Here is an 11,518-nt window from a genome sequence, read left to right as displayed (position 1 = left end):
ATGATAAAATCTTGCTGTGACATAGCCTTTTGTTCCTTTATTTCTCTATTTTTGACGACTTAAAGTTATAAAGGAGCGGCTATGTCATTTCAACTCACCCTAAAAGTCAAGCATCGCGTTAAATCTATGTTTATTAAAAGTGGTAAGGAAAAGATAAAGTGACATACTCAATGTCACCCTGCCATATTAAGAATTAAAAAAATGAATACCAATAAAAAGCGCCTGACTATACTGACTCAACCTGAAATTCAGGACTATTTTAGCCTGCCTCGATTTACTTTGGAGGAAGAATACTATTTCACCTTATCCGATACGGAGCATCAGATAATACCGCAAGGTTGGTCTGTTACCCTCTCAAAACCATTGGGTGCTACGTTCATTATGGCACCCCAATAGCATCCCTTTATTACGTATCTATCTGATTTGTAAAATAATAATACCGATTGTAAACAGATTGGGCGCATTCTTCATCCTATAAAAGCATCTAATAAGCAGGTTGCTTTTATCCATCGGCTATAAGATTTATGCTATGACAAATTCTAATTTCAGCAGATATAGGTCATGGAATCGATACAGAAACCCGTTTTTCGCCGCGGTGGTTTTACATTTAAACAGTTTTTTGTTGGACATGATAAATGTGCGATGAAAGTCGGAACGGATGGTGTGTTGTTGGGAACCTGGGCGCCAGTATATAGCAGGAAAAAATGTCTGGATATTGGATGTGGCAGTGGTTTGATTGCGTTGATGATAGCTCAACGTACAAACGAAGACACCATTATTGATGCGGTGGAACTGGATGATCTTGCGGCAATGCAGGCCGTGGATAATGTACAGCAATCACCGTGGTCTTCCCGTATTACAGTATATCAGCAGGATATTCATGATTTCGTGCGACAACATGTGCAACAAAATGAGTTACGGAAGATTAACGCGCAATACGATTTAATTGTCAGTAATCCGCCTTACTTTGAGCCGGCTATTGCATGTCGAAATGAAGCTCGCAATCAGGCTCGTTATACGGAATCATTAACGCACCAAGGATTATTAGCATGTGTACGGGCATTGATTACGCCGACAGGGTTATTTTGCCTGGTATTGCCTTATGAAATTGGCGAACAATTTGCAAAAATGGCATCAGATTTGGGATGGTTTACCCATTTCCGAGTCAACATTCGAGACAGACAAGATAAGCCGTTGCATCGGTTATTACTGGGATTGTCACAGCAAGAACAGGACGTCCAGATGAGTGAACTCACGATTCGTGCTTCAGATGGCACATATTCAGACGACTTTCGTCAGTTAATAACGGATTTTTATCTTTATTATTGATAATGTTAGCACTATTGAGATGGTGAATTAAATTTTTCGGTATAATAAAACAAAGGTTTTCTTTTTCTCAGATTAAAATAGCGTGCCCTGTAAAATAACGGCTATGATTTAGAAAAGTACAATACGAAAAAAAACAGGTGGTTGTAATTAAAATTACAACTAAAGTTGAACTTCACAATGAACTGAGACTCGAAGTCATGCTTGTTCGGGAAATCAGAACATCATATTGGTTTAATTTAAATATAAATGTGGAGTTTTACCTCAGGAGAGTGAACCTCGGATGAGCGAGCAGTTAACGGATCAAATGCTGATTGAACGCGTCCAGAAGGGCGACCAAAAAGCATTTAATTTGCTGGTGATAAGATACCAGCACAAAGTAGCGAGCCTGATTGCTCGTTACGTACCTCAAGGCGACGTTCCTGATGTTGCTCAGGAGGTTTTCATTAAAACTTATCGGGCACTTTCTTCTTTCCGAGGTGATAGTGCATTTTATACATGGCTGTACCGTATTGCCGTTAATACTGCGAAAAATTATTTAGTTGCTCAGGGGCGTCGCCCGCCATCCAATGACTTGGATGCCAATGATGCAGAAAATTATGATACGTCAAGTTCATTAAAAGAAATTTCGAACCCTGAGAATTTAATGTTGTCTGAAGAATTGAAGGAAGTGGTTTTCCGCACGATTGAATCGCTTCCAGAAGATTTGCGAATAGCGATTACGTTGAGGGAGTTGGATGGGTTGAGCTATGAAGAGATAGCCGACATCATGGAATGTCCTGTAGGTACTGTGCGTTCACGAATTTTTCGGGCAAGGGAAGCAATTGATAATAAAGTTCAACCACTGATCCAACAATAAATAGTGGAAAACAGTGGGATAAAACAATATTGAAGGGTACTTTGGCATGCAAAGAGAAAAACTTTCCGCATTAATGGATGGAGAAGCTCTTGATAGTGAAGTAGTTCATTTGGTCTCTGAAGATGCGGTCATGCAGAAAAAGTGGGAACGTTATCACCTTGTGCGTGATGTGCTGCGTGGTGATGTGGGTGATGTATTGCATTTGGATATTGCGAATCAAGTAGCGTTGGCGCTTGAAAAAGAACCCATTCATATTAATCCCGCGGCTGTTCTGGAATCTCAGCCAAAACCTGAAACATGGGCTAACATGCCCTTTTGGCATAAAATGCGCACATGGAAGAGTCAAATTACACAAATTGGCGTTGCAGCCTGTGTATCGCTGACCGTGATTATCGGTGTCCAGCAGTATAATAGTGATAGCGGTGTTGAAACAGATAACCAACTTGAGGCGCCGGCCTTTAACACATTGCCGGTGATGGGTACAGCCTCAACTGTTGGCTTAGCCACACCAGCCGAAGAAGAGACTTTCGGCGGTGATTTGAATATGCAAGTGCGGGAAAGTAATAAACGAATTGATGCGATGTTGCAGCAATATGAACTCGCGCGGCGCATTCACTCTGAAAAAAATTATGGTGTCACTCAGGTCAATCAGGTTCCTGAAGGTCAAGCGCCACAACAGTCACAGCAACAGTGATGAAACGTATTTGGGTTGTCGTTTTTTTATTGGCGAGTAGCCTGATAAATCCTCTAAAGGCCTCAGCGCAACAAAGCAACGCTGAGGCTTTGTTACAGGATATGAGTAAGGCAGTGCAAACGCTGGATTATGAGCTTGGCTTCATCATTTTAGCGCAGCAATTTCTCGTTCCCCTGCGTTACCGTCATGCCATTATTAACGGACAGGTTATTGCTCAAATCATCCAAATGGATGGCTCACGCAGAGAAATTATTCAGCGTGGTGACCAAATCAGCTATTACGAACCTGGATTAGACTCATTTAGTATCCGTGGTTCTCATATCGTCGATTATTTTCCACCGATCATTTTTGCCGATTTTGCCCACTTGCGAAAATTTTATCGTTTTATTGATGCAGGCAGCACGAACATTGGCGATCATCCTGTGAATTTTGTACGCATCATAGCGAAAGATAAATCCCGCTATAACTATAACCTTCTGATTGATGAGAAAAATCATCTTCCTCTGTTGATAGACTTATTGGATAAGGATAATAAAACAGTCATTGAGCAATTCCGTGTCGTGTCATTAACTGTGAATGACTATATTAAAACGGAACTGAATGTGATGACTGGTCTGAAATTACCGCCGATGTTACTTATTCCTTCCGCTGATAAGTTGAAATTTAATTGGCTGACTGGAAAAATGCCTGACGGTTTCAAAGAAATCTCACGTAACAGCCAGAAGCTATCAGAGACAGAATGGTTAGAATCCGTCATATATAGTGATGGATTATTTAATTTTTCTGTAAATGTCGTGAACTCAGATAAAAAAATTGTTGATGAGCAACCATTTCGACAAGGCAGAAGAACGGTTTATACTTTGGCCAGAGGCAAAAACAGCATAACAGTCATTGGTGAGCTGCCTTTCGCAACAGCCGAACGAATTGCAGCAAGCGTGACGTTTACGGGAGAAAATTGATGGTTAAAGAGTGGGCAACGGTTGTTCGTTGGCACAAAGGCAGGGCATTATTACGTTACGGCTCATCTTCAGGCTGCGGTAGCTGTCAGGCCAACACAGCTTGTGGTTCTTATTTACTGGAAAAGATAGGGCCGGAAAGCATCCATCAGTTGGAACTGGAAATTTCTCAACCACTCCAGCCGGGTCAGAAGGTTGAAGTCGGTATTCCTGAAAGCAGCCTGCTACGTTCAGCTATGCTAGTTTATTTGATGCCATTGCTGGGACTGTTTTTGGGGGCAGCACTTTTCCAGTTTTGGACGATGAACCAATTATGGATCTGTTTAGGCGGGATTGGTGGTGGAATCGCGGGTTTCTTCATTGCTCGTAAGATTGCTGCATATTGGGATAATTTGCAAGCATACCAGCCTGTTGTGTTACAAATTGGTTTACCCCCTGATGCGATTAAGGTTCTACAGCAAGAATAATCTGTTTTACCCTACGAGTTTCAACTTTAATTTATCATTACTGCAGGCGACTGAGTCATATTGAAAACGACAGGCATGGCGAAATCTTCATGGGTTTGGTTTTCACGGGCTTGGCATGTAGAATACAGCTCTTCAGGCCATTGGCCGAACCAATAAACTGTCGCTTTATGTCCATCAATGTGTCCATAGGCGAATGATTCAGAAATATTAAGGCAAAAAAGATCTAATAATGAAGCAAATAAGAAATTTCTCCATTATCGCCCACATTGACCATGGTAAATCCACGCTCTCTGACCGGATTATTCAAATCTGTGGTGGTTTGTCTGATCGCGAAATGGCAGCACAAGTACTGGATTCAATGGATCTTGAGCGTGAACGTGGGATCACGATCAAAGCACAAAGTGTAACCCTTGACTACAAGGCAAATGACGGGCAAGTCTACCAATTAAACTTTATCGATACGCCAGGGCATGTTGACTTCTCTTACGAAGTTTCCCGTTCACTGGCGGCTTGTGAAGGTGCCTTGTTGGTTGTTGATGCGGGTCAGGGGGTTGAAGCCCAAACCTTAGCTAACTGTTATACCGCCATTGAAATGGATCTGGAAGTCGTCCCAGTTCTGAACAAAATTGACCTCCCAGCGGCGGAACCAGAGCGTGTCGCTGAAGAAATCGAAGACATTGTGGGTATTGATGCAACGAATGCGGTTCGTTGTTCTGCAAAAACGGGGGTAGGTGTACAGGATGTTATTGAACGCCTGGTGAAAGAAATATCGCCACCAGAAGGCGATCCTGATGCTCCATTGCAGGCTCTGATTATTGACTCATGGTTTGATAATTACCTTGGTGTTGTTTCACTTGTCCGTATTAAAAATGGTACATTGCGTAAGGGTGACAAAATTAAGGTAATGAGTACCGGACAGGTTTACAACGCAGACCGTCTGGGTATCTTCACTCCGAAACGTATTGATCGTGATGTGCTAAATTGTGGCGAAGTAGGCTGGTTGGTCTGTGCCATCAAAGATATTCTGGGGGCGCCAGTTGGAGATACACTGACAACGGCACGTCAACCTGCGGAAAAAGCATTGCCTGGTTTTAAAAAGGTCAAACCGCAAGTTTATGCTGGTCTGTTCCCAGTAAGCTCTGATGACTATGAAGCCTTCCGTGATGCGTTGGGTAAACTGAGCTTAAATGACGCTTCCTTATTCTATGAACCAGAAAGTTCGACCGCGTTGGGCTTTGGCTTCCGTTGTGGTTTCCTCGGCTTGCTGCATATGGAAATCATTCAGGAACGTCTGGAACGTGAATATGATCTCGATTTGATCACAACGGCTCCAACAGTTGTTTATGAAGTTGAGACAACCACTGATGATATTATCTATGTTGATAGTCCATCCAAGTTGCCGCCATTAAACAACATTAAGGAACTGCGTGAACCGATCGCAGAATGTCACATGTTGTTGCCGAAAGAGTACTTGGGTAACGTCATTACACTTTGCGTAGAAAAACGCGGTGTGCAAACAAATATGGTTTATCACGGTAATCAGGTTGCGCTGACTTATGAAATTCCAATGGCTGAAGTTGTTCTGGATTTCTTTGACCGCTTGAAATCAACCTCTCGTGGTTACGCTTCGCTGGATTATAATTTTATCCGCTTCCAGGATTCAGACATGGTGCGTGTGGATGTCTTGATTAACGCAGAACGTGTTGATGCCTTGGCGTTGATTACGCACCGTGACAATTCTCAGTACCGTGGGCGTGAGCTGGTGGAAAAAATGAAGGATCTGATCCCACGCCAGCAATTTGATATTGCAATTCAGGCAGCCATCGGCACTCACATTATTGCGCGTTCTACCGTTAAGCAATTACGTAAGAACGTATTGGCGAAATGTTATGGCGGTGACGTCAGCCGTAAGAAAAAACTATTGCAGAAACAGAAAGAAGGTAAAAAACGCATGAAGCAGGTCGGCAATGTTGAACTGCCTCAGGAAGCCTTCTTAGCGATCCTGCATGTTGGCAAAGATAATTAACACAAGGTCGTAAGGAGTTTAAATGGCTAACACTTTTGCCTTGATATTAACATTAGCAACGTTAATCACCGGTATTCTCTGGTGCATAGAGCGATTTAAGTTTGCACCTGAACGTAAGAAAAAACTGACCCAGATTCAGGAACAGGCGACAGGCGCAGAAGCTCAGGAAGCTTTGGCTAAAGGGCTTAACAAACCTTCATGGTTTGAAACAATTGCCTCTGTCTTTCCAGTGTTAGCCATTGTCTTGGTTCTGCGCTCTTTTGTTTATGAACCTTTTCAGATCCCTTCGGGGTCAATGATGCCGACATTGCTAATCGGAGATTTCATTCTGGTTGAAAAATTTGCTTATGGTTTAAAAGATCCGATTACGCAAACAACCTTAATCAAAACAGGTGAGCCTAAGCGGGGAGATATTGCTGTTTTCAAATATCCGAAGAACCCAAGCATAGATTTTGTAAAACGAATTATTGGCTTGCCTGGGGATAAGATCGTTTACGATTACGTCAACAAAGAGCTTCAGGTTTACCCTGGCTGTGGCTGGAATACGGAATGTAAGGGTGATTTACCGGTTACTTATCGGAACGTGTTTCCAAGTGAATGGACAATAAAAGAAGATGTGACACCAGAAGGCTTTCGTATAAGTGGTGTTTATCAAGTTCCTGTTGATGAGCCAGTAGGACCGTACACTCTTCGCCAGGACGAAAGAGTCGAAACTTTAGGTGATGTGTCACATCATATTTTGACTATTCCTGTCATACGACGCTTCCCTGGTTTCTCTCAAGAAGGTTTGCCAACGGGTACTTGGGTTGTTCCTAAGGGGCAATATTTTGCTATGGGTGATAACCGTGATAATAGTGATGATAGTCGTTCATGGGGATTTGTACCGGAGAAAAATCTGGTAGGCCGTGCAACTGCCATTTGGATGAGCTTTGAAAAACAGGAAGGTGAGTGGCCTACTGGTGTGCGTTTCAGTCGAATTGGTGGAATTCACTAATATTTATATATTAGCGCAGCATTAATTTATCTCACAGTGTAGAATATTCTTTCAAACGAGATGACTGGCTCCCTGGCATATGAATACGTTGGGAGCCAGTGCAAACGCAACAGTTTTGTAAGGCATACAGCAAGGTAAATTGCGGGTTGTATTACTGCGAATTGTATTGCCTCACAGGTCTGTTGCGTGTGCTTTTATTTGATGAATTCTAACTGAATTGGTAGCACATGAACCCCATAATAACGAACCGGTTACAACATAAGCTAGGGTATAGCTTTAAACAGCACGATTTGTTGCTTCAAGCGTTGACTCACCGCAGTGCCAGCAGTAAGCATAATGAACGTTTGGAATTTCTTGGTGACTCAATCCTGAGTTTTGTCATTGCTAATGCCCTTTACCATCGTTTTCCCCGTGTTGATGAAGGGGATATGAGCCGCATGCGAGCAACATTGGTGCGGGGTAATACTTTGGCGGAGCTGGCCAGAGAATTTGAGTTAGGTGAATGCCTGCGTTTAGGGCCGGGTGAGTTAAAGAGTGGAGGACATCGTCGCGAATCCATTTTAGCGGATAGCATTGAAGCCTTAATCGGCGCTATTTTTCTTGATAGCGATATTCAAACAGCCGAAAAGATTATCCTGAATTGGTATGAAACCCGTTTGAATGAAATTAGTCCGGGCGATAAGCAAAAAGATCCTAAAACACGTTTACAAGAATATTTGCAAGGGCGTCATTTGCCGTTGCCTACATATTTGGTTGTTCAGGTTCGTGGAGAAGCACACGATCAGGAATTTACAATTCACTGTCAGGTCAGTGGATTTGAACAACCTGTCAGAGGAATCGGTTCCAGTCGCCGCAAGGCAGAGCAGGCGGCTGCGGAACAAGCATTAAAACAACTGGAGCTTGAATGAGCGAAGAAAAAAACTATTGCGGGTTCGTTGCAATAGTCGGTCGGCCCAATGTTGGTAAGTCGACGTTATTGAATCAGTTATTGGGTCAAAAAGTATCCATCACTTCCCGTAAACCTCAAACGACGCGGCATCGCATCATGGGGATTCATACGGAAGGGGCTTACCAAACCATCTATGTTGATACACCAGGCCTTCATATTGAAGAAAAACGTGCGATCAACCGTTTAATGAACCGTGCGGCGAGCAGTTCCATTGGTGATGTTGAACTGGTTATTTTTGTTGTGGAAGGTACGCACTGGACACCTGATGATGACATGGTGGTGAATAAATTGCGCCATTTACGTTGTCCTGTCTTACTGGCTATCAATAAAGTGGACAATGTGACGGATAAAACCATTCTCCTGCCCCATATCGGTTTTCTTAGCCAACAGATGAATTTTATCGATGTTGTACCGATTAGCGCCGAAAAAGGCATGAATGTTGATACCATCGCTAAAATAGTGCGTGATCATATACCACAGGCGGAACATCACTTTCCTGAAGATTACATAACTGATCGCTCACAGCGTTTTATGGCGTCAGAAATCATCCGTGAAAAACTGATGCGTTTCTTGGGTGATGAACTCCCCTATTCCGTAACAGTGGAAATTGAGCAATTTGTTACTAATGAACGTGGAGGTTATACCATCCACGGTTTAATTCTGGTAGAGCGTGATGGCCAGAAGAAAATGGTGATTGGTAATAAAGGCAGCAAAATCAAGAAAGTTGGCATAGAAGCCCGTCAAGATATGGAAAAGCTGTTCGATATGAAAGTCCATCTGGAATTGTGGGTAAAAGTGAAATCCGGTTGGGCTGATGACGAACGGGCGCTGCGTAGCCTCGGTTACGTTGACGACTTATAAGGCTGATTTGTGGACGGCTGGCAGAGAGCCTTTGTGCTTCACGGGCGCCCTTACAGTGAAACCAGTTTATTGCTGGATTTTTTTACTGAAAATGAAGGGCGAGTACGTGTCTTAGCAAAAGGGGCACGCAGCCGTCGCTCCAATCTAAAAGGTTGCTTGCAACCTTTCACCCCGCTGCTTATTCGTTGGAGCGGGCGGGGTGAAATCAAGACATTAAGAGACGCAGAGCCTATCTCATTAGCTCTCCCCTTAACGGGAAGTGTGCTCTACAGCGGTTTGTATGTGAATGAGCTCTTATCCAGAGTCCTTGAGCAAGGAACGGCATATCCCGCGCTTTTTTTCGATTACCTCCAATGTTTACAATCTCTTGCAGCGAGTGAATACACACCGGAATGCGCATTACGTCGTTTTGAATTAGCGCTACTAACCAATATAGGATACGGTGTAGATTATCTTCACTGTGCAGGAAGTGGTGAACCTGTATCCGATACAATGAGTTACCGTTATCGTGAAGAAAAAGGGTTTATCGCCAGTTTGGTTACGGATCATTACAGTTTTACCGGTTATGAACTCAAGGCATTGGCAAGTAGCGACTTTCCCGATCAGGCGACCTTGAAAGCGGCGAAGCGTTTTACTCGCATTGCTTTGAAACCTTATCTGGGGGGGAAACCGTTAAAAAGTCGTGAACTGTTTCGCCAATTTGTACGTAAAAAAACGGATAATCCCAACAAGAAAAATGAAAACTAAAGTAAGCCACTTTTTCGTGATGAAGAGTGTAGACTTTATTGAATCTTATATTATTGCAGGAGCTAAAAATGGCTGAGGTATTGTTAGGTATCAACATTGATCACATTGCCACCTTACGTAATGCCCGCGGGACACAATATCCTGATCCCGTTCAGGCTGCATTTGTTGCAGAGCAAGCGGGTGCAGATGGTATAACGGTTCACCTGCGTGAAGATCGCCGCCATATTACTGACAGAGATGTCCAATTATTAAAAAAAACAATCCAAACCCGTATGAACCTTGAAATGGCAGTAACAGATGAGATGGTAGGGATTGCTTGCCAAATCAAACCTGTTTTCTGTTGCTTAGTACCTGAAAAGCGTCAGGAGGTCACCACCGAAGGTGGATTGGATGTGTTTGGGCAAAAAGAGCACATTGCTGCGGCTGTTAAGACTTTATCGGAAGCAGGGATTTTGGTGTCGTTATTCATTGATGCGGATCACCAACAAATTGATGCTGCTGTCGAAGTTGGAGCACCATTTATTGAGATCCACACTGGTGCGTATGCAGATGCAGGGGATGAGATACAGCAGGAAAAAGAATTTCAGCGTATCAAAGAAGCCGCAACCTATGCAGCCGCTAAAGGGCTTAAAGTCAATGCAGGCCACGGTTTGACCTATCACAATGTGCAACGTATTGCAGCCTTACCTGAAATTTATGAATTAAATATAGGGCATGCCATTATTGGCCGTGCTGTATTCAGTGGCTTACCTGCGGCTGTTGCGGATATGAAAACGTTATTGCGGGAAGCACGCCGTTAATGGCCATTCTTGGATTAGGCACAGATATTGTTGAAATATCCCGCATTGAAGAAATTGTCGGGCGTTCAGGCGAGCGTCTGGCAAGGCGCGTTCTGAGTGATGGAGAGTGGCTGCAATATCAACAGCATAACCAGCCTGTCCGTTTCCTTGCAAAACGGTTCGCTGTCAAAGAAGCAGCCGCTAAAGCTTTTGGAACCGGTATCCGCAACGGGCTGGCCTTTAATCAATTTGAAGTGATTAATGATCCACTGGGAAAACCCGCCTTGAAACTTCATGGCGAGGCCGAAGTACTGGCTAACAAACTGAGGGTAAAATCCATGCATGTCACACTAGCAGATGAACGGCGTTATGCCTGTGCGACGGTGATATTGGAAAACTAAATTCAGATCTTATCAGCATGATGTAGGATTACAAACTTATCCCATAGCTGCTCTTCGGTTTCCTGATGGTTAGGGTCAAGAATAATAGTGTTCGTGATCGGGCAGACAGATTGGCAAGTTGGCTTTTCATAATGCCCGATACACTCGGTACAGCGTTCAGGCTCAATTTCGTAGATCTCTGCACCCATTGTGATGGCCTGATTAGGGCATTCGGGTTCACACATATCACAATTGATGCAGCGCTTGGTAATTAGTAGTGCCATTTCAACCTCTTACATAAATTAAGCCTTTAAATTTCAGGCTTAATTTTCTTCCTGATTTGTTGCTCTAGATCATCTCTTGTTATTTCATACAATATATTTTAACGCGATGCTCGACTTTAACATCCTATAACATTGGCTTGTTGAAGCCAGTCCCGTTGACTTTTACCTTGTTGAAAATTGGCAAAAATACCCAACG

Annotated in this window: 14 protein-coding genes; 13 read left to right on the top strand and 1 reads right to left on the bottom strand. The window is 43.3% G+C overall.

What is annotated here, in order from left to right; genetic code table 11:
• Positions 1–201: 201 nt before the first annotated feature.
• The 13 genes from Xedl_RS07630 to acpS all read left to right on the top strand — a co-directional run bounded on the left by Xedl_RS07630 (position 202) and on the right by acpS (position 11,059).
• A complete protein-coding gene (locus Xedl_RS07630) occupies positions 202–396 on the top strand; it encodes a DUF4158 domain-containing protein (protein ID WP_074023224.1) in 195 nt (64 codons plus the stop codon).
• Positions 397–561: 165 nt separating this feature from the next.
• The gene (trmN, locus tag Xedl_RS07625) at positions 562–1,329 is read left to right on the top strand and encodes a tRNA(1)(Val) (adenine(37)-N(6))-methyltransferase TrmN (protein ID WP_074023223.1); all 768 of its coding nucleotides are present in this window, start codon (positions 562–564) and stop codon (positions 1,327–1,329) included.
• 280 nt (positions 1,330–1,609) lie between these two features.
• Positions 1,610–2,185 (top strand): RNA polymerase sigma factor RpoE, encoded by a 576-nt coding sequence (rpoE, locus tag Xedl_RS07620; protein ID WP_045971797.1) that lies wholly within the window; start codon positions 1,610–1,612, stop codon positions 2,183–2,185.
• Between the two features lie 46 nt (positions 2,186–2,231).
• Positions 2,232–2,879, top strand: coding sequence for an anti-sigma-E factor RseA (rseA, locus tag Xedl_RS07615; protein ID WP_074023222.1), 648 nt, complete (start codon positions 2,232–2,234; stop codon positions 2,877–2,879).
• The gene (gene rseB / locus Xedl_RS07610; protein ID WP_074023221.1) at positions 2,879–3,838 is read left to right on the top strand and encodes a sigma-E factor regulatory protein RseB; all 960 of its coding nucleotides are present in this window, start codon (positions 2,879–2,881) and stop codon (positions 3,836–3,838) included. Before rseA ends, rseB begins: the two co-directional genes overlap by 1 nt.
• The gene (gene rseC / locus Xedl_RS07605) at positions 3,838–4,302 is read left to right on the top strand and encodes a SoxR-reducing system protein RseC (RefSeq protein WP_074023220.1); all 465 of its coding nucleotides are present in this window, start codon (positions 3,838–3,840) and stop codon (positions 4,300–4,302) included. Before rseB ends, rseC begins: the two co-directional genes overlap by 1 nt.
• A 229-nt stretch (positions 4,303–4,531) precedes the next feature.
• Positions 4,532–6,328: a translation elongation factor 4 gene (gene lepA, locus Xedl_RS07600; RefSeq protein ID WP_074023219.1), complete on the top strand. Its 1,797-nt coding sequence runs from the start codon at positions 4,532–4,534 to the stop codon at positions 6,326–6,328.
• A 22-nt stretch (positions 6,329–6,350) separates the two neighbouring features.
• Positions 6,351–7,322, top strand: a complete 972-nt coding sequence (gene lepB, locus Xedl_RS07595) for a signal peptidase I (RefSeq protein WP_074023218.1) — start codon at positions 6,351–6,353, stop codon at positions 7,320–7,322.
• Positions 7,323–7,549: 227 nt separating this feature from the next.
• Positions 7,550–8,230: a ribonuclease III gene (gene rnc, locus Xedl_RS07590; RefSeq protein ID WP_074023217.1), complete on the top strand. Its 681-nt coding sequence runs from the start codon at positions 7,550–7,552 to the stop codon at positions 8,228–8,230.
• Positions 8,227–9,132: a GTPase Era gene (era, locus tag Xedl_RS07585; protein ID WP_074023216.1), complete on the top strand. Its 906-nt coding sequence runs from the start codon at positions 8,227–8,229 to the stop codon at positions 9,130–9,132. Before rnc ends, era begins: the two co-directional genes overlap by 4 nt.
• Before the next feature lie 9 nt (positions 9,133–9,141).
• A complete protein-coding gene (gene recO / locus Xedl_RS07580; RefSeq protein ID WP_074023215.1) occupies positions 9,142–9,879 on the top strand; it encodes a DNA repair protein RecO in 738 nt (245 codons plus the stop codon).
• Positions 9,880–9,947: 68 nt separating this feature from the next.
• Positions 9,948–10,679: a pyridoxine 5'-phosphate synthase gene (gene pdxJ / locus Xedl_RS07575; protein ID WP_074023214.1), complete on the top strand. Its 732-nt coding sequence runs from the start codon at positions 9,948–9,950 to the stop codon at positions 10,677–10,679.
• Positions 10,679–11,059, top strand: a complete 381-nt coding sequence (gene acpS / locus Xedl_RS07570) for a holo-ACP synthase (RefSeq protein WP_074023213.1) — start codon at positions 10,679–10,681, stop codon at positions 11,057–11,059. Before pdxJ ends, acpS begins: the two co-directional genes overlap by 1 nt.
• A gap of 2 nt (positions 11,060–11,061) precedes the next feature.
• Here the strand turns inward: acpS and Xedl_RS07565 are convergent, their stop codons facing one another.
• Entirely contained in the window at positions 11,062–11,322 is a 261-nt protein-coding gene (locus Xedl_RS07565; protein WP_074019793.1) for a YfhL family 4Fe-4S dicluster ferredoxin, read from the bottom strand.
• Between the last annotated feature and the right edge of the window lie 196 nt (positions 11,323–11,518).

Source organism: Xenorhabdus eapokensis, from assembly GCF_001908105.1.
This window is presented reverse-complemented; position numbering and strand designations above follow the sequence as displayed.

Bases quoted from the DNA above. Each gene is read 5' to 3' on its own strand.
- Xedl_RS07630 (WP_074023224.1), top strand. From the start codon at position 202: ATGAATACCAATAAAAAGCGCCTGACTATACTGACTCAACCTGAAATT.
- era (WP_074023216.1), top strand. From the start codon at position 8,227: ATGAGCGAAGAAAAAAACTATTGCGGGTTCGTTGCAATAGTCGGTCGG.
- trmN (WP_074023223.1), top strand. From the start codon at position 562: ATGGAATCGATACAGAAACCCGTTTTTCGCCGCGGTGGTTTTACATTT.
- rpoE (WP_045971797.1), top strand. From the start codon at position 1,610: ATGAGCGAGCAGTTAACGGATCAAATGCTGATTGAACGCGTCCAGAAG.
- pdxJ (WP_074023214.1), top strand. From the start codon at position 9,948: ATGGCTGAGGTATTGTTAGGTATCAACATTGATCACATTGCCACCTTA.
- Xedl_RS07565 (WP_074019793.1), bottom strand. From the start codon at position 11,322: ATGGCACTACTAATTACCAAGCGCTGCATCAATTGTGATATGTGTGAA.
- lepB (WP_074023218.1), top strand. From the start codon at position 6,351: ATGGCTAACACTTTTGCCTTGATATTAACATTAGCAACGTTAATCACC.
- rseA (WP_074023222.1), top strand. From the start codon at position 2,232: ATGCAAAGAGAAAAACTTTCCGCATTAATGGATGGAGAAGCTCTTGAT.
- acpS (WP_074023213.1), top strand. From the start codon at position 10,679: ATGGCCATTCTTGGATTAGGCACAGATATTGTTGAAATATCCCGCATT.
- rseB (WP_074023221.1), top strand. From the start codon at position 2,879: ATGAAACGTATTTGGGTTGTCGTTTTTTTATTGGCGAGTAGCCTGATA.
- rnc (WP_074023217.1), top strand. From the start codon at position 7,550: ATGAACCCCATAATAACGAACCGGTTACAACATAAGCTAGGGTATAGC.
- rseC (WP_074023220.1), top strand. From the start codon at position 3,838: ATGGTTAAAGAGTGGGCAACGGTTGTTCGTTGGCACAAAGGCAGGGCA.
- lepA (WP_074023219.1), top strand. From the start codon at position 4,532: ATGAAGCAAATAAGAAATTTCTCCATTATCGCCCACATTGACCATGGT.